At 66.3% G+C, this 21,924-nt stretch carries 12 protein-coding genes; 3 read left to right on the plus strand and 9 right to left on the minus strand.

Going from position 1 to position 21,924, the window contains the following annotated elements; genetic code table 11:
* Nucleotides 1-119: 119 nt before the first annotated feature.
* From DY468_RS14450 to DY468_RS14465, 4 genes are all read right to left on the minus strand, one after another.
* Nucleotides 120-1,739 (minus strand): ABC-F family ATP-binding cassette domain-containing protein, encoded by a 1,620-nt coding sequence (locus DY468_RS14450; protein WP_011160262.1) that lies wholly within the window; start codon nt 1,737-1,739, stop codon nt 120-122.
* Between the two features lie 218 nt (nt 1,740-1,957).
* A complete protein-coding gene (rocF, locus tag DY468_RS14455; protein WP_164605502.1) occupies nt 1,958-2,941 on the minus strand; it encodes an arginase in 984 nt (327 codons plus the stop codon).
* A gap of 53 nt (nt 2,942-2,994) precedes the next feature.
* Nucleotides 2,995-3,828, minus strand: a complete 834-nt coding sequence (locus DY468_RS14460; RefSeq protein WP_164605503.1) for an acyl-CoA thioesterase — start codon at nt 3,826-3,828, stop codon at nt 2,995-2,997.
* A 284-nt stretch (nt 3,829-4,112) separates the two neighbouring features.
* Entirely contained in the window at nt 4,113-6,659 is a 2,547-nt protein-coding gene (locus tag DY468_RS14465) for a glycogen/starch/alpha-glucan phosphorylase (protein ID WP_164605504.1), read from the minus strand.
* A gap of 284 nt (nt 6,660-6,943) precedes the next feature.
* On the opposite strand from DY468_RS14465, the gene DY468_RS14470 reads away from it, so the two are divergent.
* Nucleotides 6,944-7,375, plus strand: a complete 432-nt coding sequence (locus DY468_RS14470; RefSeq protein ID WP_164605505.1) for a hypothetical protein — start codon at nt 6,944-6,946, stop codon at nt 7,373-7,375.
* 204 nt (nt 7,376-7,579) lie between these two features.
* Here the strand turns inward: DY468_RS14470 and DY468_RS14475 are convergent, their stop codons facing one another.
* From DY468_RS14475 to polA, 3 genes are all read right to left on the minus strand, one after another.
* Nucleotides 7,580-8,386 (minus strand): DUF2865 domain-containing protein, encoded by an 807-nt coding sequence (locus tag DY468_RS14475; RefSeq protein ID WP_164605506.1) that lies wholly within the window; start codon nt 8,384-8,386, stop codon nt 7,580-7,582.
* Between the two features lie 101 nt (nt 8,387-8,487).
* Nucleotides 8,488-9,051 carry an orotate phosphoribosyltransferase gene (pyrE, locus tag DY468_RS14480; RefSeq protein ID WP_013504533.1) on the minus strand — a complete coding sequence of 188 codons (564 nt, stop codon included), beginning with the start codon at nt 9,049-9,051 and terminating at the stop codon, nt 8,488-8,490.
* Nucleotides 9,052-9,375: 324 nt separating this feature from the next.
* On the minus strand, nt 9,376-12,450 hold the full coding sequence (polA, locus tag DY468_RS14485; protein ID WP_164605507.1) for a DNA polymerase I: 3,075 nt from the start codon (nt 12,448-12,450) through the stop codon (nt 9,376-9,378).
* A 157-nt stretch (nt 12,451-12,607) separates the two neighbouring features.
* Here polA and DY468_RS14490 point away from each other — a divergent pair, with 157 nt between their 5' ends.
* On the plus strand, nt 12,608-12,922 hold the full coding sequence (locus tag DY468_RS14490; RefSeq protein ID WP_164605508.1) for a hypothetical protein: 315 nt from the start codon (nt 12,608-12,610) through the stop codon (nt 12,920-12,922).
* A gap of 124 nt (nt 12,923-13,046) precedes the next feature.
* On the opposite strand, the gene DY468_RS14495 is transcribed toward DY468_RS14490, so the two are convergent.
* Both DY468_RS14495 and DY468_RS14500 read right to left on the minus strand, forming a co-directional pair.
* On the minus strand, nt 13,047-15,881 hold the full coding sequence (locus tag DY468_RS14495) for a sulfide/dihydroorotate dehydrogenase-like FAD/NAD-binding protein (RefSeq protein WP_164605509.1): 2,835 nt from the start codon (nt 15,879-15,881) through the stop codon (nt 13,047-13,049).
* Nucleotides 15,878-20,866 carry a 2-oxoacid:acceptor oxidoreductase family protein gene (locus DY468_RS14500; protein WP_164605510.1) on the minus strand — a complete coding sequence of 1,663 codons (4,989 nt, stop codon included), beginning with the start codon at nt 20,864-20,866 and terminating at the stop codon, nt 15,878-15,880. Before DY468_RS14500 ends, DY468_RS14495 begins: the two co-directional genes overlap by 4 nt.
* A gap of 484 nt (nt 20,867-21,350) precedes the next feature.
* On the opposite strand from DY468_RS14500, the gene DY468_RS14505 reads away from it, so the two are divergent.
* On the plus strand, nt 21,351-21,920 hold the full coding sequence (locus tag DY468_RS14505) for a DUF2478 domain-containing protein (RefSeq protein ID WP_164605511.1): 570 nt from the start codon (nt 21,351-21,353) through the stop codon (nt 21,918-21,920).
* Nucleotides 21,921-21,924 lie beyond the last annotated feature (4 nt).

Consider the following 21,924-nt stretch of genomic DNA (forward strand, 5'->3'; position numbering starts at 1 on the left):
TCATGGCCGGGCGCGACCCGGCCACCCATCGTCTTTGCAACGACTGATTGAAGACGCACGCGGCGCGTGATGCACGCGCGCGTCAAGCCCGCGCATGACGGCGTTGTTGGGGCGACTGCTTAATGCAGCCCCGGCGCTTCATGGCCGGTGCGGGCGACGTATTCGGTGTAGCCGCCGCCGTATTTGTGGACGCCCTCCGGCGTCAGCTCCAGCACGCGGTTCGACAGCGCGGCCAGGAAGTGGCGGTCGTGCGAGACGAACAGCATGGTGCCTTCGAAGTCGGCCAGCGCCTTGATCAGCATTTCCTTGGTGGCGATGTCGAGATGGTTGGTCGGCTCGTCCAGCACCAGGAAGTTCGGCGGATCGTACAGCATCTTGGCCATCACCAGCCGGGCCTTCTCGCCGCCGGACAGCACGCGGCAGCGCTTCTCGACGTCGTCGCCGGAGAACCCGAAGCAGCCGGCGAGCGCGCGCAATGAACCCTGGCCGGCCTGCGGAAACCACTCTTCCAGCGACTGAAACACGGTGAGTTCGCCGTCGATCAGATCCATCGCGTGCTGGGCGAAGTAGCCCATCTTGACGCTGCCGCCGATCGTGACGCTGCCGTCGTCGGGCGCGGTGGCGCCGGCGACCAGCTTGAGCAGCGTCGATTTGCCGGCGCCGTTGATCCCCATCACGCACCAGCGCTCGCGGCGGCGGATCGCGAAATCCAGATCCTCGTAGATCACGTGATTGCCGTAGGCCTTGCGGACATGGCTGAGGCTGGCGACGTCTTCGCCCGAGCGCGGCGCCGGCAGGAAGTCGAACGCGATGATCTGGCGGCGGCGCGGCGGCTCGACCTTCTCGATCTTCTCCAGCTTCTTGACCCGGCTCTGCACCTGGGCGGCGTGCGAGGCGCGCGCCTTGAAGCGCTCGATGAACGCCACTTCCTTGGCGAGCATCGCCTGCTGGCGCTCGAACTGCGCCTGCTGCTGCTTGTCGGCGAGCGCGCGCTGGCCCTCGTAGAATTCGTAGTCGCCGGTGTAGCTGGTCAGCGTGCCGGCATCGATCTCGACGATCTTGTTGACGATGCGGTTCATGAAGGCGCGGTCGTGCGAGGTCATCAGGAGCGCGCCCTCGAAGCCCTTGAGGAACTGCTCGAGCCAGATCAGGCTTTCGATGTCGAGATGGTTCGACGGTTCGTCGAGCAGCATCACGTCCGGCCGCATCAACAGAATGCGGGCGAGCGCCACGCGCATCTTCCAGCCGCCCGACAGATTGCCGACGTCGCCGTCCATCATCTCCTGGCTGAACGACAGGCCGGCCAGCACCTCGCGGGCGCGGCCTTCGAGCGCGTAGCCGTCGAGCTCCTCGAAGCGGTGCTGTACCTCGCCGTAGCGTTCGAGGATCTGTTCCATCTCGTCGGCGCGGTCCGGATCGGCCAGCGCGTGCTCCAGCTCCTTCAGCTCGGCCGCGACCTCGCTGACCGGGCCGGCGCCCTCCATGGTCTCGGCGACCGCGCTGCGGCCGCTCATCTCGCCGACGTCCTGGCTGAAATAGCCGATGGTCAGGCCGCGATCGACCGACACCTGACCTTCGTCCGGCTGTTCCTGGCCGGTGATCATCCGGAACAGCGTGGTCTTGCCGGAGCCGTTCGGCCCGACCAGCCCGATCTTCTCGCCCCGCAGCAGCGTTGCGGAGGCTTCGATGTAGAGGATCTGGTGGCCGTTCTGCTTGGAGATGTTGTCGAGACGGATCATGGGCTCACGCGGGGGGAGAAATGCTGCGGCGCGTTTAGCCGATATGGCCGAGCGATGCCAGTTCGACGGCCCAACGCGGCGTCATTCCGGGGCGCGAGCGCAGCTCGCGAGCCCGGAATCCCGAGGAGTTCTGCGACTCCGTCTTTTCCAAAACTGCGAGATTCCGGGTTCGCTTGCTAGCGCAAGCGCCCCGGAATGACGAGCGCGGGGGAGGGCACTCACCCCTCCGGCAGCACGGCGTTGGTCGGGGTCACCCGGTCGGTGATCTGCATGCCGAACAGGCTGCCAATGAGTTCGACCGCGACGCGGGCGGTGCGGCCGCGTTCGTCGAGGAAGGGGTTGAGTTCGACGATGTCGACCGAGCGGACGAGGCCGGAGTCGTGCAGCAGCTCCATCACCAGGTGCGCCTCGCGATAGGTGGCGCCGCCCGGCACGGTGGTGCCGACGCCGGGCGCCACCGCGGGATCGAGCACGTCGACGTCGAACGACAGATGTAGCACCCCGCCGGCTTTGCTGACGCGGTCGATAACGCGGCGGATCAGCACGCCGACGCCGAATTCGTCGATTCCCCGCATGTCGACCACCGGGATCGCGCGTTGGCGCACCAGCTCTTTCTCGAGCGGATCGATCGAGCGGATGCCGAACAGGTCGAGCCGGCTCGGCGGAACAGAGACCCGCGGCTCGTCGCCGAGCAGATGATCGAGTCCCGGCTCGCCGCACAGGAACGCCGCCGACATGCCGTGCATGTTGGCGGTCAGCGTCGTCGCCGGCGTGTTGTAGTCGGCATGGGCATCGAACCACAGCACGAACAGCGGCTTGCTTTGTTCTTGCCAGTAGCGCGCCACGCCGTTGACCGAGCCCATCGACAGGCTGTGATCGCCGCCCATGAACAGCGGCACCGCGCCCGATCTCGCCAGCTCATAGGCGCGCGCCGAGATCGCCCCGACCCAGCTCTTCACCTCGGTGTAGTAATTCGCGTTGGCCGGCGCCGGATCGTTGCCGCCATCGAATGCAGGCCGCGTCATGTCGCCGAGATCCTCGACCGCAAAGCCGAGCTGATCGAGCACGCGGCCGATACCCGCGGTGCGCAGCGCGGCGGGTCCCATCAGCGTGCCGCGCAGGCCGGCGCCGATCTCGATCGGCACGCCGAGCAGCGCGACGCGCCGTGCGGACTCGCTGTGAGCGGCTTCGGTCTGCGACATGGCGGTGACGCCCCTTCAAACGCGCGCGACGCGCGCCGGAGCGCTGCGCCAACTCAGGCCTTGAAATAGGTGATCTGATGCGTCGTCGCCAGCAGCCGCCCGCTCGGCGACCACAATTCGCCGGTCTGGTCGGAGAAGCTCTTGTGAAACACGTTGGCGTCGGCGACACCGAGCACCGCGGTGATCGGCTCGGCGGCGAGATCGGCGGCGTCGACGTGGAAATAGGTCGTCATCGACACCGTGCCGATCGGCAATAATTCGCCGCGGACGTGGAAGATCCGCGCGAAGAACGCATCCGCGATCGCCGACAACGACAACAAATCGAGCGTGCGCGGCACGGCGTGGCCGATCCACGCTTTGGTGTGTGGGCTCGCCGGCTCCGGCAGCGGCCCGCCGCCGAAGTTCGGCTCGTTCTCGACGAAGCGAAACTCGAACTGACGGATCCATGACGCCGCCACGCCGCCGCGCACATACACCGGGGCTTCGTCATAGGCCGCAGTCTTCGGCATCTCGGCCGGGCGGTGCGTCCAGGTCTCGCGACGCTGCGCAAACACCGCGGTGGCGAATACTTCGACGCCGGCGTCGCCTTGGCTGAGTTCGATGCCCCAATGCTGGGTCGAGCGCGTCGCCTTGATCAGCCGCGGCGTCAGCTCGAAGCTGCCGGCGCTGATCGGCGCGCAGAAGTTGACTGTGAAAGCCAGCGGATCGCCGGCGCGCTCCGGCTGCTGCATCAGGGTGCGCAGCAGCGTCGCCGCGGTGGCTCCGCCGAATTGACCGACGAAGGCATGGTAATCGTCGCTGGTCGCGCCCTGCCAGCGTCCGTCATCGAAGTCCACGCGCGTCGCGGCGTCGAACGGATGCGGCGTGTGCTCGACCTTGGCGTCCATGGTGCGCTTCCCGTGTTGTTGCTCTTGTTGTGGCGCCGCAAGCTTGCACTGCGGCGAGGCCATGCGCAATGGCTGTCGGCCATCATGTGATGGGGCAGGGCTGCGGCGGCGCGCGGGCCACAGGCGCACGTCATTCCGGGGCGTGCGTGAAACGCGCGAACCCGGAATCTCGCAGGTGTTGGAAAACAGTGCCCTGAATCTCGGGATTCCGGGTTCGCTCGCTGGCGCGAGCGCCCCGGAATGACGGGCTCGGGGCGGAGTGTGCGCGCTCCGCAGTGTGTCGGCTATCCCGCCTGCCGCGCCGGGGAGGGTTGCGTCGCCGGCTTGGTCGGCACGTTCCAGATCTCTTCGGCGTATTCGCGAATGGTGCGGTCCGAGGAGAACCACGCCATCCGGGCGACGTTGAGGATACCGGCGCGGGTCCAGGCCGGGCCGGCGCGCCAGCGCGCGTCGATGCCGCGCTGGGCTTCGTAGTAGCTGTCGAAGTCGGCGCTGACCATGTAGTGGTCGAGATGCCGCAGCGCATGCGCGACGGAGGCGAACCGCGCCCGGTCGTCGGGCGAGAACGCGCCGGAGTCGATCGCGCGGATCGCGTTGGCGAGCGCCGGCGAGCGGTTGATGACGTCGGTGGCATCGAGCCCCTGGGCACGGCGAGCCACCACTTCGAGCGCTTCCATGCCGAAGATCGCGATGTTCTCCGCCCCCACCAGGTCACGGATTTCGATATTGGCGCCGTCGAGCGTGCCGATCGTCAGCGCGCCGTTCAGCGCCAGCTTCATATTGCCGGTGCCGGAGGCTTCCATGCCGGCGGTCGAGATCTGCTCCGACAGGTCTGCGGCCGGAATGATCACCTCGGCGAGGCTGACATTGTAGTCGGCGAGGAACACCACTTTCAGCTTGCCGCCGATCGAGGCGTCGTTGTTCACCACCTCGGCGACGTCGTTGATCAGCTTGATGATCAGCTTGGCGTAGCGATAGCTAGCCGCCGCTTTGCCGGCGAAAATCTTGACCCTCGGCACCCAGTCGCGGTTCGGATCGTCCTTGATCGCCTGATACAGCGCGATGGTCTCGAGCACGTTGAGCAATTGCCGCTTGTACTCGTGAATGCGCTTGATCTGGACGTCGAACAGCGCGCTCGGGTCGATCCGGATGTTGTTGCGCTCGCCGATCAGCCGCGCCAGCGCCACCTTGTTGCGGTGCTTGACCGAACGGAACTGCTGCTGAAACGCGCTGTCGCCGGCGAAGGCTTCGAGCCGTTCCAGCCGGGTCGGATCGTCCAGCACTTCGTCGCCGGCGACCGAGCGGATCAGGTCGGTCAGCCCCGGATTGGCCAGCGTCAGCCAGCGCCGGAAGGTGATGCCGTTGGTCTTGTTGGTGATGCGGCCCGGATACAGGAAGTTGAGATCGTGGAACACGGTCTCCTTCATCAGGTCGGAGTGCATCGCCGAGACGCCGTTGATGCGATGCGAGCCGATGAAGGCGAGGTGGCCCATCCGCACCCGGCGGCCGGCCTTCTCGTCGATCAGCGACACCGAGGCGCGGAACTCGATGTCGCCCGGGCTGCGCGCCTCGGCGAGGCCGAGATGCGCCTCGTTGATACGGTAGATGATTTCGAGGTGCCGCGGCAGCGTGCGCTGGAACAGGTCGAGCGGCCAGGTCTCCAGCGCCTCGGGCAGCAGCGTATGGTTGGTGTAGCTCAGCGTCGCGACCGTGATCTGCCAGGCGTCGTCCCAGCGCAGCGCGTGGACGTCGACCAGGAGTCGCATCAGCTCGGCGACCGCCAGCGACGGGTGGGTGTCGTTAAGCTGGATTGCGGCCTTCTTGGCGAGGTTGCGGATCTGGCCGTCGGAATCCAAATGCCGCTTGATCAGGTCCTGCAGCGAGGCGGAGACGAAGAAATACTCCTGGCGCAGCCGCAGCTCGCGGCCCGCCGGGCTCTCATCGTTCGGATACAGGAACTTGCAGATCGCCTCGGCGCGTGCCTCGTGCGCGGTCGCGCCGAGATAGTCGCCGGTATTGAACACGTCGATCAGCAGCGGGTCCGGCGCGCGCGCCGACCACAGCCGCAGCGCGTTGACGTGCTCGCCGCGCCAACCGACGATCGGGGTGTCGTAGGCGACCGCCTGCACGGTCTCGCCCGGCGTCCACACCGCGCGGGTAAAGCCCTTGGCGTCGGTGACCTGGTCGACATGGCCGCCGAACTTGACCTGATAGACGACCTCCGGCCGCTGCAGTTCCCACGGGTTGCCGAAGCTCAGCCACTCGTCCGGGAATTCCTGCTGCCAGCCGTGATTGATGATCTGGCGGAACAGGCCGTAATCGTAACGGATGCCGTAGCCGTAGGCCGGGATCTCCAGCGTCGCCATGCTCTCCATGAAGCATGCGGCGAGCCGGCCGAGGCCGCCATTGCCGAGCGCCGCGTCCGGTTCGCATTTGCGCAAATCATTGAGGCCGACGCCGAGGTCGCCGAGCGCGGCGGCGAATTGGGACAGCAGACCCATATTGTTCAGCGAATCGGTGAACAGCCGGCCGATCAGGAACTCGAGCGACAGATAATACACCCGCTTGCGGCCGGCGTCGTAGCTCTCCTTCTCGGACACCAGCCAGCGGTGCACGATCCGGTCGCGCAGCGCCAAGGCGGAGGCCTTGTACCAATCGTGCTTGGTCGCGTGCGCGGCCTCCTTGCCGATCGCCAGCGTCAGCTTGGCGAGGATCGCGCTTTTGATCTCGGCGAGCGCCAGCTCATCCAGAGGCGCCGACTGGGAGGAATTTTTTTCTGGTAGCGACTGCACGGGCAAGTGACCATTCCAAGCGGACGAGACCACGACCATACAAACAATAGTCCCGGATCGAAACCCGTGACGAGGGCATCGTTGCGGCGCGGTGCCTGGGTTTTGTGCAAAAAGCCGCGACTCCCGGTGCCTGCAAGCCAGGCGATCGCTCGGTTCTGAGTCCTGAACGCTCAGATCGGAGGCCGATCGGGCCGGATCCCGCCCGAGACAAGGGATGGCGGTAAGAACAAAATTAGAACATTATGCAAGGTCTTGAGTTATCATTTCGATTCGGCGCGCGGCGCCGTCTATATCTATGGTCTGTTCAAGCTTCCGAGGACGAGATGTCCACCATCGCCTTCGACCAGACGGCGCTCACCCGGATCGCCGATTTCGCCCGTTCGCTGTCGCGGCTGCATCAGCTCGCCCGCCGGCAATGGGTCGATGACGACCAGCTCGACCGCGAGTTCAACGCGGTGTGCGTGTCGATCTGGGGTTACTGCCCGGACGATCTGGTCGACCAGATGTTCGATCCTGCCGATCTTGCCTGGCTGGATACGCTCGACGAGGCCACCGCGCGGATCTTCGCGGCCGAGCACGGCTACGATCTGGTCGACGACACCGGCATGCTGACCGACTGGTGGGGCTATTGCTGGATGATCCTGGCCGAAGCCCGCGGCCTGCTCACCGCCGAAAACCGCGCCGCCGCCCGCGCCCACCTCGAGGAATGCTACCGCACCGCCCCGAATGTGATCGGGGTGATCGTCGGCAGGTAGGCGTCGAGGCATTGCGTGGGCTGCGTAGCGCTTAAGCCGGAGGTGTCATTCCGGGGCGCTCACGAAGTGAGCGAACCCGGAATCCCGCGGTTGTTTGGTCGATAAGCCTCCCCGCGCCGCGCCGCCGCGGTGCCTTGAACGTCGAGATTCCGGGTCCGCTCGCTGGCGCGAGCGTCCCGGAATGACGGTGAGTGCGAGAGAGACTCAGTCGATGCCGGCGCGGCGGCCGTGGGGAAGCGGCTTCGGAGTCTCGACCGGCAGTGAGACGTCGCGGCCGAGCGCGGGGGGCGCCTGTTCGGCGATCTGCTCGTTGACCGGAGCGACCTTCATCTCGCCGAGGCGGGCGCGCAGGCTGGCGGTCAGGCCCGGATAGTCGGCGACCGGGGTGAAGTCCGGCGTCTGCTCGACGCCGAGACGCACGCCCGTATAGGCGGCAAGGCCGTCGGCGGTGGCGACGATGTCGCCGGCGCGCAGCGAGGTGTCCTGCGACAGGTCGATCTGCGCGAGGCCGGCGGGATCGCGGCCGTTGCAGGTGCAGTCCGGCTTCAGCGCCTTGCGATAGGCGAAGGCGTTGGGCGAGTCGGCGTAGCGCTCGCCATTGGCGGCGCGCGCGCCGTCGATCTGGCTGCCGTAATACACCTTGGCATTGCCGGCCGGGCAGAACGCCTGGCACATCTGTGCCGGGCTGGTGCCGGCGCGGAGCTGCAGCGGGAAGTACTTGCCGTCGCAGCTTCGCACGCAGAATGCCGGGCCGCCGCCCCCGGCGGACGCCTGGCGCTGCGGTTGCGGCTGCTGGTTTTGCTGATTGAGCCCGAACGGGTCGGCGAAGAAGCTGGCCTGCGCCGGCGCGCCGCGCTGCTGTGGCCGCTGCGGGCCGGAGCCGCCGAACAGAAATTCCAGCAGGTTCTGCGCCGAGGCGATCTCAGGCGTGGCGAACACCGGCAAAGCGAGCGCGGCCCCGAGGACGAGCGCGCGGCGCCGAAGGCGTGAATTGGTAAGAATATGACGCAACGCCCACTCCACCGACGCAACCACCCCGCGGCAAGGCCGCTGTTGGTCGCAACTTTAGAGCAGGATGGTAAACGCCGGGTTTCCGGCGGCGTCCGCGGCGCTCAGGTGTTGAGGAACTCGCTGGCCTTGTACAGTGACCGGAACGGCAGCCCGGCCTCGGCGAAGGCTTCGGTGGCGCCTTCCTCGCGGTCCACCATGGTCAGCACCAGCACGATCTCGGCCCCGGATTCCTTCACCGCTTCGACCGCCTTGATGGCCGAGCCGCCGGTGGTGGTGACGTCCTCGACGATGACGCAGCGCTTGCCGGCGAGGCTCTCGCCCTTGGCCAGGCCTTCGACCGACAGCCGGGCGCCATGTTCCTTCGGCTTCTTGCGCACGAAGAACGCCGCGATCGGATGGTTCTTCAGCCAGGACAGCTGCGCGATCGCGCCGGCCAGCGGCACCGCGCCCATCTCCAGCCCGCCGACATAGTCGACCTTCTCGTCGCGCAGCGCCTCATAGGTCAATTCGGCCAGCAGCGCGGCGCCCTCGGGATCGAGCATCGTCGGCTTCAGGTTGAAGTAGAAGTCGCTCTTGCGCCCCGACGCGAGCGTGATCTCCCCCCGGCCGAACGAACGGGTGCGGATGATGTCTGCAAGGCGGGCGCGGGACGCGGATTTGGACACGGGCGGACTCTCTAGCTTCAGCTTTGCGGAAAACGCCGCAATCTATCCCCGAGACCGCGCCGATGCCAGCGGCGCGAGGAAGGTATCAACGGGGCAAATGCCTACAGCGCCCGCCGTATTGACCGCAGCAGTGCCGCTTGGCTCAGCGCGCTCCCTCTCCCGCCCGCGGGAGAGGGTTGGGGTGAGGGCGCCCCGAGCAGTGAGTTCGCGTCTCGCGGAGAGGAGTGCCCTCACCCGGATCGCTGCGCGATCCGACCTCTCCCGCAAGCGGGCGAGGTTGCTCAGTGCCCGACGCGGATCAGCAACCCACAGCGATGGGCGCCACTAATGCGCTTCGTCCCAATTATCCGCCGCGCGTGCATCCACCTGCAGCGGGACGTTGAGGATCACCGCCGGGAACGGCGCGTCCTGCATCACGCTGCGCACCACCGGCAGCGTCGCTTCGACCTCGGCTTCCGGCACTTCGAAGATCAGTTCGTCGTGGACCTGCAGCAGCATCTGGGCGCTGAGCTTCTTTTCGGCGAGCGCGTCCTCCATCCGCACCATGGCGCGGCGGATGATGTCGGCGGCGGAGCCCTGCAGCCGGGCGTTGATCGCGGCGCGTTCGTTGAACGCGCGGATCGACGGGTTCGAGGCCTTGATGTCCGGATAGTGGCATTTGCGGCCGAACAGCGTGGTGACGTAACCATGCGTGCGGCAGAAATCGCGGGTCTCGTCCATATAGGCGCGGATGCCCGGGAAGCGCTCGAAGTAGCGCTTGATATAGGCGCCGGCTTCCTCGCGCGGGATGCCGAGCTGATTGGCGAGGCCGAACGCCGAGATGCCGTAGATAATGCCGAAATTGATCGCTTTCGCCCGGCGGCGGATCTCCGACGGCATGCCTTCGACCGGGACGCCGAACATCTCCGACGCCGTCATCGCGTGAATGTCGATGCCGTCCTGAAACGCCTTGCGCAGCGCCGGGACGTCGGCGACTTCGGACAAGAGCCGCAGCTCGATCTGCGAGTAGTCGGCCGACACCAGCTTGTTCCCTGGCGTCGCCACGAAGGCGCGGCGGATTTTGCGGCCGTCCTCCGTGCGCACCGGGATGTTCTGCAGGTTCGGCTCGTTCGACGACAGCCGGCCGGTTGTGGTGGCGGCGAGCGCATAGGTGGTGTGGACGCGGTGGGTCTGCGGATGCACGTAATTCGGCAGCGCGTCGGTGTAGGTCGAGCGCAGCTTGCTGACCTGCCGCCACTCCAGAATCTTCTTCGGGAATTCGTGGCCCTGCTCGGCGAGTTCGTCGAGCACCTGCGCCGAGGTCGACCACGCGCCGGTCTTGGTCTTGCTGCCGCCGGGCAGCCCCATCTTGCCGAACAGGATGTCGCCGAGCTGCTTCGGGCTGCCGATATTGATGTCCTCGCCGGCGAGCTCGCGGATCTCGGCCTCGATCCGCGCCGCGGTCTGGGCGAAATCGGACGACAGCCGCGACAGCACCTGGCGGTCGATCGAGATGCCGCGCCGCTCCATCCGTGCCAGCACGCCGACCAGCGGTCGCTCCAGCGTCTCGTACACCGCCGTCATGCTGCCCGCGACAAGGCGTGGCTTGAGCGCGCGCGCCAGCCGCAAGCTCACGTCGGCGCGCTCGGCCGCATAGGCGGTGGCGCGATCGATTCCGACCTGATCGAAGCCGATCTTGTTTTTACCGGTGCCGGTCAACTCGGTCAGCGTTTGCAGCGTATGGCCGAGATTGCTCTCGGACAGCGCGTCGAGCCCATGGCTGCCGCGGCCGGCATCGAGCGCGTAGGACATCAGTTGCGGATCGTCGATGTTGCGCAAGGTCAGACCATGCTGCGCCAGCAGCACCGCGGCAAACTTGATCGCGAAGCCGACCTTGGCGACGCCTGCGGATTCGAGGACCGGCTTCAGCGCATCGAGCGCGTCGCGGGTGCCGAGCTGATCGGGCGCAAGGCCGGCGGCGAACAGGCCGTCGCCATCGCCGGCCTGCTTGTGGGCCAGCGGGATGTAGCAGGCGTCGTTCGGGCCGAGCGCCAGCGCAACGCCGGTCAGCTCCGCCTGCATCGGATCGATCGAGGTCGCGACCGCTTCCAGTGCCACCACGCCGGTGTCGTGGATGCGGGCGATGACAGCGTGCAACTCGTCCAGCGTGCGTAGTGTCTTGTAGGCGGTGCGGTCGACCGGGACCTTTCGCGCAGCCTCGGCTCGCGACGCCACCAGCGCCTCCGGCGACAGCACGACGCCCGGCTTGCCGTCGCGTCCGCGTCCGGCATTCAGTGGACCACCTGGCCCCGAATCCGGCGCGCTCCCTCTCCCGCTTGCGGGAGAGGGCTGGGGTGAGGGCTCTTGCCCCGCAAACAAATCGTCGCTCGCGGCAACGGCGCTCCTCGCCAGCGTCGGAACGGCCGACTTGAGCGCCGTCTCCGCCTCGACATCCGACGGATCGATCTGCGCATACTCCGCAACGCGCCGCGTCAGCGTGGTGAATTCCATCGCCTTGAGGAACGCCACCAGTTTTCGCGCGTCGGGCTCGTGCACCGCCAGCTCTTCCAGCGGCACCTCTAACTTCACATGGTCGTCGAGCAGCACCAGCTTGCGCGAGATCCGCGCTTTCTCGGCATTCTCGATCAGCGCTTCGCGCCGCTTCGGCTGCTTGATCTCAGGTGCGCGGGCGAGCAGGGTTTCGAGGTCGCCATATTCGTTGATCAGCTGCGCGGCGGTCTTGATGCCGATGCCCGGCACGCCCGGCACGTTGTCGACGCTGTCGCCGGCCAGCGCCTGGACCTCGACGACCTTATTGGGCGGCACGCCGAATTTCTCGATCACCTCGGGCACGCCGATGCGGCGGTCCTTCATGGTGTCGTACATCACCACGCAGTCGGTCACGAGCTGCATCAGGTCCTTGTCGGACGACACGATCGTCGCCGTAGCCCCGGCCTCGCAGGCCTCGCGCACGTAAGTGGCGATCAGGTCGTCGGCCTCGAAACCGGACTGTTCCAGGCATGGCAGATCGAACGCCCGCACCGCCTCGCGGATCAGGCCGAATTGCGGGATCAGGTCCTCCGGCGCCGGCGGCCGGTGCGCCTTGTATTCGGGGTAGAGCGCGTTGCGGAAGGTGACTTCGGATTTGTCGAAGATGATCGCCAGATGCGTCGGCCGGTTCTCCGGCGGCATGTCACGCAGCAGCTTCCACAGCATGTTGCAGAAGCCGAGAACGGCATTGACCTGCAGCCCGTCCGATTTGCGGTTGAGCGGCGGCAGCGCGTGATAGGCGCGGAAGATGTAGGACGAGCCGTCGACCAGGAACACATGGTCGCCCTTGCCGGGCGGCTTGACGCCGGCCGGGGCAGGGGGCGTGGAGGCGGCGGGCGTCGCGGCGGCGGATTTGGAGCTTTTCGGCATGGCCGCAACTTAAGGGGTCTTGCGGCTTTTGGCACCCCGTTCCAGTGGGGCAGCCGGGATTTTCCCGTTGGGATATGCCTTTGGCGGTGCAGGGGGTCCGGCACTTCCGAAAGCTTAAGGGCAGGCGTATATTGTCGATGTGACAAGGACATCGACGATGCCCGACGATCCGATCAGTCTCGAACTTCTGACGCGGCTGTGCCAGCAGACGCTGCAAGAGACGCGCGCCACCCGCAAGGAGCTGGCCGAGGTGCGGACGCTGTCGCTGCAGACGATTGATTACGCCCGCCGCATCGAACGCCGCGTCGCCGAGCAACGCGACGACCTCGAACTGATGATCAAGGCCGAACTCGGCGGATCACTGGCGCATCTGCAGACGCGGATCGAGAACCACCTCCAGCCGATCGAAGACCGTCTGCGCGGGCTCGACGAGCTGGAGCAGCGCGTCCAGGCGCTGGAGGGGAAAGTCTGACCTTTCTCCATGGCCGGGCTCATCCCGGTCATCCACGCGCCAGCGTAGCGAGGTCCCAAGACGTGGATGCCCGGGACGAGCCCGGGCATGACGTGGGTGTATTGAGTTAACAGGGCCGACTCGTCTACGCGAAGCCGTGCTTCTTCTTGCTCTCCAGTTCCTGCGTCTTGAAGGCGTTGAAGCGGGGCAGGAACTTGTCCCAGTCGATGATGTGGGCGTCGATTTCCGGGCCGTCGATGCAGGCGTGCTTGCGGACCATCTTGCCGTCGATCGTCACCGGCACCATGCAGGCGCCGCACATTCCCGTGGCATCCACCATGATCGAGTTGAGGCTCGCCACGGTCTTGACGCCGTAGGGTTTGGTGAGGTCGCTGACCGCCCGCATCATCAGCGGCGGGCCGATCGCCACCACCTCGGCGATGCTGCGGCCTTTGCCTTCCTGGTTGGCCTTCATCATCTCCTCGAGCGGGCCGGTGACGAAGCCTTTGACGCCGTAGGAGCCGTCATTGGTGGTGTAGATCAGCGACAGCTGGTCGCCGAACTCCTGCTTCAGCTTGCCGACGCGCTCGTCGTCGCCGGTCCAGAACAGGAACTCCTTGGCGCGGAAGCCGGAGATCAGCGTGACGTGGTTGCCGAGCCGCAGGTGCTCGCGCATGATCGGATACACCGGCGGCAGGCCGACGCCGCCGGCGCAGAACACCACGGTCTGGTTGCCCTCATAGCGGTGCAGCTTGCTGGCGCGGCCGAGCGGGCCGGCGATGCCGGAGAACGCATCGCCGATCGCCATCCGGTTGATCTCGAGCGACGAGGTGCCCATGCCCTGCACCACGAGGTCGATGGTGCCTTTCTCTGCGTCCCAATCGGCCAGCGTCAGCGGGATCAGTTCGCCCTTCTCCCACGGCAGCACGCGGACGAACTGGCCGGCCTGGGCCGAGCGCGCCACCATCGGGGCCCGCACGGTGAACTCGACGATGCCGCCGGCGAGCGGCACCTTGCCCACGATAGTCTGCGCCACCTGGCCGAGCTCGGTGTACTTCGCGGCGCGTTCGACCCGGTCCTTGATCTCGGCCGGGGTGAACGGGATCTCGCCGACGATCTCTCGCGCCGCCGCCTGGCCGTCGCCGGCCGCGCGGATCGCGGTGGAGCCGCCACGGGCGGCGTCGCCGCCGGTGTAGACGCCGGGAATCGAAGTCCGCTGCGAGCCTTCTTCGACCTCGATGGTGCCCCATTTGTTGGTCTTCAGGCCCGGCTCGGCGTCCTTCATGATCGGGTTGGCGGTGTTGCCCAGCGCCATGATCACGAGGTCGACCGGCACCCGCTCGATCTGCCCGGTCGGCTTCGGGCTGCGGCGGCCGGACTTGTCCGGTTCGCCGAGCTCGTTGACGTCGAGCAGCGCGTGGGTGACGAAGTGGGTGTGGTCGTCGCCGATGAATTCGCGCGGCGCGCGCAGCACCGCGAGATTGATCTCCTCTTCCAGCGCGTGATGCAGCTCCTCGACGCGAGCCGGCATCTCGCTCTTGGTGCGGCGATACACGATGGTGACGTTGCCGCCGAGCCGCTTGGCGGTGCGCGCCGCGTCCATCGCGGTGTTGCCGCCGCCGATCACGAACACGTTCTTGCCCTTCACTTCGGGCAGCGGCGTCTCGTAACGGTCGTCCAGGCCGCGCATCAGGTTGACGCGGGTCAGGAACTCGTTGGCCGACATCACGCCGAGCAGATGCTCGCCGGGCACGTTCATGAAGGTCGGCAGGCCTGCGCCGGTGCCGACGAAGATCTTCCAGAAGCCTTCGGCCTTGAGGTCTTCGAGCGTCGCGGTCTTGCCGACCACGAAATTTTTCACGAACCGGCCGCCGAGCAGGATGATCTTTTCGACGACGTCGTCGATCAGCGTGTTGGGCAGGCGGAATTCCGGAATGCCGTAGCGCAACACGCCGCCGAGGTCGTGGAACGCTTCGAAGATCGTGACCGGGAAGCCCTCGACCGCCAGCAAGTACGCGTTGATCAGACCCGACGGACCGGAGCCGACCACCGCGATCGGCGGTTTCACCGCTGCCGCCCAGGGTGAGATGCGGCCGGCGAAGCGCGCATTGGCGTTGGGATCGACCAGCTTCTGATGTTCGGGCAGATACCATTCGAGCTGGCCGATTTCGATCGGACGCTTGGTATGGGTGCAGACGCCCTGGCACTGCAGTTCCTGCGGGCAGACGCGGCCGGTGACGTTCGGCAGCGGGTTGCAGCTCTCGATCAGCTCCAAGGCTTCGCGATGCTTGCCGTTGCCGAGCAGGTCCAGCATCTCGGGGATGTGGATCTTCACCGGACAGCCGCCCTTGGCTTCCTTCCGGCCCTGGATCAGAACGCCGAGCTCGCACGGCTTGTCGTCGCACTGCTTGTCGCGCATCACCTCGAGCCAGACGAACAGCTCGCACTCGCGCACCGAGTAGCCGATCGACTGGTAGCCGAGATAGCCCTGGTTCACGAGTTCGAAGTCGATCGCGCGCTCTTCCGCCGGACGGATGTAGGGCGGGATGAACGCTTCGCCCGGCCAGCCTTCCGACAGGTTCTCGAACATCGGGTAGCGACCGCGCAGGTGCACGTCGATCGCCTTGATGAACTTGCGCTTGAACTTCAGCGGCAGCGCCCAGATGAAGCGCTGCAGGATCGTCGACATGTCGTCGCCGCGTGCGAGCAGATTCCACAGCGTGGTGGTGAAGGCTTCACCCAGCTCCGGCTGCTGGAATTCCCAGACGATGGCCTGGGTGCCGTCCGCGATGAACATGTTGCGCAGCGACGCCGGGTCGTTGACCAGGCGCTTCTGCAAGAGCGCGAGCTGCTTCTGGAAGATGCCGACAGCCTCGCTGTTCTGCAGCTCTTCCAGTTCGCTCTTGGAGCTTTCCAGCGTGCTGCGCGCCTGTTGGTAGCGCAGCACGTCGCTGGAGACCGTTCCGGTGACGTCGCTCATCGAATGATCTCCGCATCGCAGTTGGCCGCTGCGCGGCTCAGTTTGGCCGACAGTTCAGCCGTCACCTTGAGCTTGCCGAACACGCCGGGGATGACGTGGGCGACGTCCTTCGGGGCGCCGTCGACGACGATCTTGGTGAGTTCGAACACTTCCGGCACGTCCTGGTAGCAGCTCTTGCAGTTGGTGCATTTGCCGAGGTCCGCATCGTCGATGTGGATCGGCTCGGCGCCGTTGCCATTGGCGGCCTTGGCGCCGTTGCTCGCCGCCGCCGCGGCCGGCGCCGGGGCGAAGCCGTTCATCAGCGCACTGAGGCCGTTCGCCGCCGGGGCGTTGGACGAGGCCGCCAGTTCGCTCATGCCGCGCGCGATCTGATCGAGCGAGGACTCGCGAGCCTTGACCTGTTCCTCGTACTGCTGTTGCAGCGCCTCCAGTTCGACGCGGTGGCTCTCGTCGAGCGCACGGACGTCGAAGCCGGCCAGCACCTGCAGCGTGCGCCAGTACTTGCGCCGTTCCTCGACCAGCGCCACCACGGTGTCGCCGACCGACAGCTTGATCAGCTTCTTGTCGGCGTCGGTGGCGTGGATGTAGGGCGTCTTGCCGACGCGCGCGGCCGGGTCAAGCGCGACGTATTCGTCGATCGGCAGCGCGTCGGCGCCCTCCTTCAGCGGCTTGAACTGCTTGCGGAAGCGGACTTCGGTGTGGGCGAAGTCGGCCGGCGTCAGCTTGGCCTTCAACAGCTGGGTGGTGCCGTTGTCATCGACATATTCGATCGACTTCGACGCCCAGTCCTGATCGGCTTCCGGATTGCCGTCGAGCGAGAAAGCGCGCTCGTTCTTGCCGGTCTTGCGCGGGTCGTGGACGAACACCGGGTTCATCCGGCTCTCGACCGCGAGGCGCGCCTGGCGGCTCGCCGCGGCGTCGCCGATGCCGTGCTCGGCTTGGCACGGCGTATAGACGTCGAGCACCGCCGGCGACGAGGTGTGGTTCAGGAACTCCATCACGTTCTTCAGGAAGTGGCCCTGCAGCGCGGTCGCGGTCTGCACCACGAACACGCTGGGATGGAACGAGGCGATCAGGCCGAGCTCCTTGCGGGATTCCTGCTTGCCGTGCTGGGCGATGCCGAACCGCGACAGGTCGCTGTCCTGGCCGGTGAGGCTCGCCGTCGAGGTCTGGCCGCCGGTGTTGGAATAGGCACCGGTGTTCAGCACCACGACCTTGATCGGGGTCTTGGTGGCGAGCAGACGCGACAGCGCGCCGAAGCCGATGTCGTAGGTGGCGCCGTCGCCGCCCATGCTCAGCACGGTCGGCAGCATCGACCGCTCTTCCGGGGTGAATTCGCTCCAGCCGAAGTAGCGGAAGTAACCCTCGTGCTTGGCCGCATCATAGGCGTCGGCGAGTTCGAGCTTGGCGATGCGCAGCGCCCGGACGTCCTCCGACGCCTTGGCGGTGAGACCTTCGAAGATGCCCTTGGCGACGGCAGGCGTGTCCTGGAACAGGCTGTTTACCCACGGATCGGTGTAGGGGTTGAACGGGAAGGTCGACGCATAGACGCTCGAGCAGCCGGTGGCGTTTGCGATCACCATACCGGACGGGCCGTTGCCGGTCGGGCCGCTCTCGTAGTTGTAGAGCCGCTTCTCCAGCGTCTTCAGGGTCTGGTCGATCCGGGCGGCGCGCGCGTCGTCGCCGGCGACCAGCGCCCGCTTGGCATTGAGCTGGTCGATCAGGTTCTCCAGCTCGCGGATGTGGTCCTTGCGGCGCTTGTCGTGGATCGCGTGGTTGGTCGAGGTGACCAGACGGATCGCGGTGACTTCGCCGCAGCCGCGGCAGGCGCCGTGGCCGCCGGTGGTCGCGTAGTAATTGGCGCGATCAAGCATCAGGCGCTTGGTCTCGCCTTCCGGCTTGGTGGCACTTTCGGTGAACCGGGCGGGAGTGTTCGGGGTGCGGCTGAGAAATTCGAACCGCGCCTGGAGCTGCTCCAGCATCGGCTCGTCCTGCTCACGATCGACCAGCGCGCCGGGGCCGCAGACGTCGATACATTCGAGACAGCCCGAGCACTTCCACGGATCGACGCTCACCGAATACAGGCCGCCGGTGCCCGGCTGGCTCTTCTCCATCGCGTCGAAGAACGGCCGGGTGCGGGCCACCGGATACACCGACAGCGCCGCCGACAGCTTGCCGAAGTTGCGGTTCAGCGTGGCGTTGTCGACGTTCAGCGCTTCGGCAGCCTGCGCCACGATGTCGTGGAACGGCTTGTCGTCCTTAGCCTGGCGATACACGTCGCGGATCGCCTCGGTCAGCGCCGGCACCTTCTCGCGAAGCGCGTCTTGCTGAGCCGGCGCGATGTCGAGCTGCTTGATCGCGGTCAGCAGCAGTTCGTGGATGTCGTGCACCGCATTCGGGATCGCCGCGTCCGGGCAGACCAACGCGCATTCCATACAACCGGTGCAGAGGTCGGCCTTGAACTCCGGCACGTTGCGTCGGAACAGGCCCTTGTCCTTGGCGGCGGCGGAGCCGGCCGGCATGAACATGCCGATGCCCGGCAGCACCGGCGCCTCCGCAATGGTGCCGTCGCGGAACGGCGCGGCGAGCACGTCGTCGTAGTACTCCGGATCGAGGAAGCCCGAAGCCTGCGCCGGCGCCGCGACGCGGCACATCGAGGCCGAGATCGAGGCGTCGCGCTTGGCCTTCGGCGCCGCCTTGATGGCGTCCTCGCTGAACTCCGGCGCGTCGACATCGACCTTGTGGGTGGCCTCGAGACCCTCGCGGATCACCGCCATGTTGCCTTCGACGATGTCGCCGCCCTTGGCGCCGAACTTCTTCGAGATCTGCTGACGGATCTTGTTGAGCATCGCGTCCTGCGAGGCGTCGGCGACCACGCGGTCGACATTGCCGCACACCGCGCCGATGAAGGCGATGCCCATCATGCGGGTTTCGAGTTCGGCGGTGGGTGCGTGGCGCTTGGCCACCGCGAAGGCGTCGATGACGTAGAACTTGATCTTCTTGTCGCGGATGGTCTGGCGCGCCTTGGCGGGCAGATCACGCCACACTTCGAGCGGCGACAGGTTGGTCTGCAGGATGAAGGTGCCGCCCGCGACCAGGCCGCGCAGCGGGTTGGTATGCACGAACACCTTGTGGTCCGGCGAGATCACGATCTCGACGTCTTCCAGTTCGGCATTGGTGATCTTCACCGGCTCCGGCGACAGCGTGATGTAGTAGTTGGTCGGCGCGCCGCTCTTTTCCGAGCCGTATTTCGGCGCCGACTTCGAATGCATGTCGAGCGCGCCGGCCAGGATGTCGGTGAGCAGCTTGCCGGACGCGATGGTGCCGTAGCCGCCGATCGAGTGGAAGCGGATGCGGAACGCGGAGGGCGGCAGCAGATTCGGGTTCTGCCCCGTCGGCAGCGCCATGAACTGGGTTTCCGGATACGCCGCCTTCAGCCGGTTCTGTAGCGCCTCCATCCGCGGCGACGGGTTCTCGGTGAAGAACTTGGTGCCGAGATACACGAACGGCGCCGAGTCCTGCTTCTCCATATTGGCGTAGCAGGCGATCAGGTCGCGCGGCTGCAGGTCGTGGCCGCCGAGGCCGAAGATCGCGGTGGTGATCTTCGGCAGTTTGGCCAGCGCCGGAATGCCGGCGTGACGGACGCCGGCGTCGCCGTTCTCCCGGGCCTTGCACAGCGCCTGGGTGACGAGCTGGGTCAGCGCGGTGACGTCCGAGCGCTCCAACACGGTGACGGCGGTCTTGCCCTTCAGCGCTTCGACCAGCTCGGCTTCCGGGAATGGCTGCAGCATCTTGATCGATACCACGCCGACCTTCTTGCCCTGCGAGCGCAGATAAGCCGCGACCGCTTCGGCGTCGTCGGTGACCGAGCCGAGGCCGACCACGACGTGCTCGGCGTCGTCGCACATATAGGTCATCACCGGCTTGTATTCGCGCCCCGTCAGCGCGGCGTATTCGGCCATCGCTTCGGTGACGAAGCGCGGCACCGCATTGGCGAAGTGCGTGCGGTGGTCGACCGCGCCGGCCTGGAAGTCGGGCTGGTTCTGCACGCCGCCGGTCAGGCCCGGATTGTCGATATCGACCAGCGCCGGCACGAGCTGCCGGCTGCCCTTCTCGGGCGCATTGATCCACTGCCGCTTCCACGGGCCGCGCAGCTCTTCCGGCACGTAGGAGAGCGTCTCGACCACGATAGTACCGGCATTATCGGTCTCGATCGTGTCGGCGTTGTCGTCGAGGAACTTCCTGAGCGAGGCGAGGTCGGCCGGCATGAAGTCGGCCTCGTGCCGCAGCAGATACTGCTTGAGCTGGAACACGCGGCCCTTGGCGCCGAACAGCATCTCCTGCGCCACGGTCGGGCACTTGATGCGGCCGGCCGGGTCACCGAGGAATTCCTTGAGCAGCTCCGGCTCCGGCATCAGCGCTTCGGAAAGCATGTGCGAGGTCGCAAAGCCGTCCATCGCGTTGGCGACCGGGATCAGCGAGGTCGCGGCGACTTTATAAGAGATCGCCGCGAGGTCGGCGGCTTCCTGCGGATTGGAGCCGAACAGGATGGTGTAGCCCGACGACAGCAGCGCATAGACGTCGTCGTGGCCGGCCATCACGTTCAGCGAATGCTTCGACACCACGCGCGCGGCGACCTGCAGCACGAAGCCGCCGACCTTCTTGCCGACGGTGACGTAGTGCGACTCCAGGCCGTACAAGATGCCCTGGCTCGATGAGGCGTTGGAGACGAACTTGCCGCCGGTCAGCGCCGCGCCGAGCGCGCCGGACTGCGCCGAGTGCTCGCCTTCCGGCTCGAAGAAGAACGGATGCTTGCCCCAGACGTTGCAGCCGCCGGACGAGCGGAACGCCTCATAGATTTCCGAGATCTCGGTCGAAGGCGTGATCGGGTAGCCGATGACGCCGCCGCAGACATGCCCCATCACCTGCGCCACCGCGCCGTTGCCGTGGATCACTGAGGGAATGCCAGGATATTTTGCGTTCATGGGGTCCGTCCGTTCTTGCGTGTCTTGCGTTGGATCGGCGGAGCGAACCCGCCGTGTTGCGTGGGGCCATCTCAGGGGAAAGGTGTATCGATGCCGGGCGGCTGCTGAGGCAGCGGCCGGGCAGAACCTCCTCGTGGCCTTGTGATTGACTGCTCGCGAGGTATCAGGGCCTCGCTGGCAGAGACGTTGCGTTGTGTGCGGTGCAGTAGCACGCAGGGGAAACCCCTGATTTGACGCGCATCAAAGCGCAAAAAATATGGATCAGAGAGCAATAAAATTACGCATCGCCCAAACAACAGGCGGTGCTAGTTGCTTTTGCATACGATCTTCGATCGCATCGTCCCCATTGGTCCGAAAGCAGAATTTCCGCTGGCGTCGCCTCGTTATATACTGTCATATATGACGATGGCGGAGCGCAGGGGTATCTGCCCGCCGCTCGTGCTCTCTCGACAGCGGAGCGCCGCCAAGCCGCGGCGATGGGCCGATGACCTTCGACTCTCAATGCGATCTGGCTGCTCTGGTCTATGAACGCGGCGAGGACCCGGACCAGGTGCTCGGCGAATTCGCCGCCGACCTCAATTCACAGGGATACCGCGCAGTCGGGCTGGTGCAGGTCGGCCCGCGCGGTGACGAGACCCGCGGACTGTCGGCGCGGCTGGTGCATTCCGGCGAGCAGATTTCGCTGTATCAGGATCTCGGTCCGATGGCCGAAGGCTGCAGGCTCGATCCGAGCCGCCTGCTCGATGCCGGCGCGCGGGTCGCGTGCGCCCTGGCGCAGGGAGCCGATCTGCTGATCATCAATCGGTTCGGCCAGCAGGAGACCGAAGGCAGGGGCTTGCTGCATCTGATCGTCGAGGCGCTCAGCGCCGACGTGCCGCTGGTGATCGCAGTGCCGAGCCATCGCTTCGACGCCTGGATCAAATTCGCCGACGGCATGAGCGTGCGGCTGAAATGCGAGCGGCGCGCGCTCGATCAATGGTGGGGCAAGCTGCATGGCCGCAGCTTCCGCCGTCCCGCCCACCCTCACGTCAGCGTCTGCGAGGCACTGAAGTAATGGG

It is taken from the genome of Rhodopseudomonas sp. BR0M22, from assembly GCF_010907035.1.
GTDB lineage: Bacteria > Pseudomonadota > Alphaproteobacteria > Rhizobiales > Xanthobacteraceae > Rhodopseudomonas.